This window comes from Chryseobacterium sp. (assembly GCF_022712095.1).
In the GTDB taxonomy this organism is placed as follows: Bacteria; Bacteroidota; Bacteroidia; order Flavobacteriales; family Weeksellaceae; genus Chryseobacterium.
Map to the genome: position 1 here is coordinate 1 of NZ_JALAHD010000238.1, position 3,625 is coordinate 3,625.

The following is a 3,625-nucleotide window of genomic DNA, read 5'->3' on the forward strand; positions in this document are numbered from 1 at the left end:
ATAAGTAAATTTATGGATATACGATTCTCTTTTTTCTTCAGAAATCTCCAAAGCGAGATGTATATAATTTTCCACTGAGCCGTATTTCTTATCAATTTCATTAAATGCAGAATCTAAATAATCCTCTTCCACCCAGCTCAATTTCTCCAATACATTAATATCCATTTTAGGATATAAAAAATGAAGGGTATTGGCAAGGCGGAGTCTTTTCATCACCAATTCTTCTCTGTAATTGTTAGATAAAAGATATTCGTTATAAATTGTTTCTTTATCGAATTTTAAAATCGTAAGAATTAAAGCCGTAATAATTCCTGTTCTGTCCTTTCCTGCTGTACAGTGATAAAGTACAGGATGACCGGAATCCAAAATTTCAGTAACGATTGTTTTTATGACTTCAGGGTTTTCAGCAATATATTCTTCATAAAAATCCAGCATTCTTTTATCGGCATCTGCTCCATACACCTTTCCTTTCAGGACGAGTTTTTTTGCCTGTGCCAGCTGATCTCCTTCATCTTCAAAAGCTGAATATTTTTTATAAATGATATCGTCAGGGAGCCGATCCGGCTGTTTGGTAATTTCTTTCGTATTCCGAAGGTCAATAACTTCCTTAATACCTAATTCTTCAATGGTTTTAAATGATCTTTTTTTAAGTTTATGCAAATGGCCACTTCTGTACAGTATCCCTGTTTTTAAAGTACGCCCTTCTGTATTTTTAATATTTCCTACAGTCCTGAAATTATATACTTTTTTAGCTTTGATATTAGTTTCAGGAATATGCTTACCATATTCCGGCATACCAATCTCTTTTGTTTTACAGGAAAAAGAGCAAAATAAAACAATAAAAAAAGAAGATATTTTTATAATCGATTTCAATACGTACAGTTTTAAATTATTTCCCGATAAAAATCAACAGGTCTCCCGATCCATATTCTATATTTACTTCATCTTCGGAAGCAAAATTACGGGTCAGAAGTCTTGTCGTTACACTTGCACTTCCGTTATCCAATGGCCAGTTCAGGCCTTTTGTAGTGATATTCTCTGCTGCAGGAAAGGGATACAAAGAAATCATCCTATTTTTTACACCTTTTAAAGTAAGTTTTTTAGGAATAAAATAATAGGTTGAAAATTCATCATAAAACCTGATATCCATTTTATCTTTAAAACGGTAAGCCACACTAAGGTTTCCCAAAAAATGATCCTGCTCTCCTCCACTTGCTCCTAATACATCCACCTGAGCATACCCTCTTTCTAAAATAATTTCCAAAGCTTTATGAAAATCAGTTTTCTCCTGATCCGGTGTATGAATAAATTTTTCCTGATAAATATTTTCATCCGAACCTGAATGAGAATCAAAATCACCGGAAATAAAATCAAGCTTATCCAGTGGAAATTTCATCCTTTTCAGATAATGAAAAGCTCCGTCTGTACAGGCTATTAAACCATACTGATTAGTATCAGGAAAATCTTTGGGAGGTTCCCCATTAATGAAAAGTAATACTCTATCTTTCTTCATTAGGATTCCAGTATTCTTCCGGTTCATTATCCAATTTCGAAACATAGCGGGCTAAAACAAACAGGTAATCTGAAAGACGGTTAAGATATTTGATCAGTTCGGGACGTACTTCTTCTGTTTCATTAAGAAATACCATAGAACGCTCTGCTCTTCTGCAAATTGTTCTTGCCGCATGTAAAAAAGTAGCTGTCTGACCTCCGCCGGGAAGAATAAAAAACTGAAGAGGCTCCAATTCTTCATCAAAAATATCCATCCACTTTTCAAGTTCCTCGATTTCTTTATCCGAAATAATTAAAGGCAGCCTTGACTTTCCATTGGCAAGCATTAATTTATCTACAGGAGTAGCAGCCTCCGAACCTACTGTAAATAAATCAAACTGAATTTTCTTCAACTGATTCAAAACTTCAATATCATGTATATTACTTTTGGCGATTCCGATAAATGCATTCAGTTCATCGATATTTCCATAACTTTCTACTCTGGCACTGGCTTTGGATACTCTTGTTCCCCCATACAATGCTGTCTGACCTTTATCTCCTGTTTTCGTATAAATTTTCATACTACTAAAATACTTTTTTCGGATAAGGCTGACAATGCTTTAGAAAGTTTTTTGTACTATATCATCAGGCTATCCATTTTCCGGATTTCTTCATATACCTCACTCCAAAATAGTACCCGCCAAATAAGAGGATAAAAAGTACTGCGAGAATATTTCTGAAATCATCATCACCATTGGTAAGGTGAGGATATTTAAATAACAGAATCAAAACAATTCCGCAAAGCCATATAAACTGGGTATTATATTCTTTGATCAGCCAACGTTTCCATTTAAATTCCATGGAAGTAAAGGTTTTTCCCAATCCTGAAATTCTAGGAAGCCACCGGTGAACTTTTTTTGTGTATGCATCAAATGAATCTCCAAATTTTCCTCTTAAAAAATTTTCTTCTGCAAGCACTATACACTGATAAATAAAAAGAAAAACTGGCATCACAATAACAGTATACCATAAGGAATTAGCCAAGATTCCTACGCCAAGAAGCATTAATATATTTCCTACATATAATGGATTTCTTACATGGTCAAAAATACCTTCTGTTACCAAACCATCCGCATATACTTTTTTATCTTTTCCCCCTCTTACAATATAAGCCAGTCCGATAGTTCCCCCTCTTATCAACTGACCAAGAATCGTTATGGAAAGTCCTGATATGATCGCTATCCAATAATATCCAGAGCCAAATCTATTCTCTCCGAACAAAGGAGGTGAAGGAAGAAACAGCAGCAAATACAAAATAATAAAAAGAAAATTTCTGTATTTAAAAAAGAAGTTACCTATCTGTATCATAATTTTTTAGCAATAATTCCTGTAAAATTGTACCACTTGAAGAACACTTCCACTTCTTCGAATCCTGCCTCTTTCAGCATATTAATATTTTCACTCGTTTTATAAGGAATCAGAACATTTTCTAAGGCTTCTCTTTTTTGAGATATTTCCAATTCACTGTAATCATTTCTTCTTTTAAAATCATAATAATGATCTATAAATTCCCTGTTAAAAGATTTTTCCTCGGTAAGAATTTTTTCAAAAAGGATAAAAACTCCATTTTTCACCATTCCTTCAAATATCTTTTTCACAATACTTAATCTGTTTATCGGACGAATAAACTGAAGGACCAGAACCATTGCTATAACAGAAGCATTTTCAATGGGAACATGCCGGGTAAGATCTGTAACCAAAAGTTCAATATCACGATTCAGTTTAAAATTATTCAGCTTTTCTCTGCACTTATTGATCATCTCTTCCGAATCATCAATTCCGATAAACTGAATTCCCTCTTCTACCGTTTTATCCATTAAAAGCATTGTGGTCCCTGTAGAGCAGCCAAGATCATATACACGGGTCCCAACTTGGGCATAATTTCCCGCAAGTTCACTTGTTAATCTCTGCATCTCATCATAAAAAGGAACAGACCTGTTTACCATATCATCAAAAACACCCGCAACCTTGCTGTTAAATTCAAAGTCTGATAAGTTTTCTACTTTTTCTTTGAAAACATCATCCAAATCAATCATTTTAGACATATAGTTGAATTTTTTAAAAGTAATAAATC

General features: G+C 33.8%; 5 protein-coding genes. All 5 read right to left on the reverse strand.

The window, feature by feature from the left end:
• On the reverse strand, positions 1-873 hold an 873-nt coding region (locus Q0A18_RS12515; protein WP_292010486.1), incomplete at its 3' end, for a tyrosine-protein phosphatase.
• Between the two features lie 16 nt (positions 874-889).
• Positions 890-1,513, reverse strand: coding sequence for a thiamine diphosphokinase (locus Q0A18_RS12520; protein WP_292010487.1), 624 nt, complete (start codon positions 1,511-1,513; stop codon positions 890-892).
• Positions 1,500-2,072 (reverse strand): cob(I)yrinic acid a,c-diamide adenosyltransferase, encoded by a 573-nt coding sequence (locus tag Q0A18_RS12525; protein ID WP_292010488.1) that lies wholly within the window; start codon positions 2,070-2,072, stop codon positions 1,500-1,502. Before Q0A18_RS12525 ends, Q0A18_RS12520 begins: the two co-directional genes overlap by 14 nt.
• A gap of 64 nt (positions 2,073-2,136) precedes the next feature.
• Positions 2,137-2,859 carry an isoprenylcysteine carboxylmethyltransferase family protein gene (locus Q0A18_RS12530; RefSeq protein ID WP_292010489.1) on the reverse strand — a complete coding sequence of 241 codons (723 nt, stop codon included), beginning with the start codon at positions 2,857-2,859 and terminating at the stop codon, positions 2,137-2,139.
• Positions 2,856-3,625: carboxy-S-adenosyl-L-methionine synthase CmoA (cmoA, locus tag Q0A18_RS12535; RefSeq protein ID WP_292010490.1), on the reverse strand; the 770-nt coding region annotated here is incomplete at its 5' end. The genes Q0A18_RS12530 and cmoA, both read right to left, overlap by 4 nt.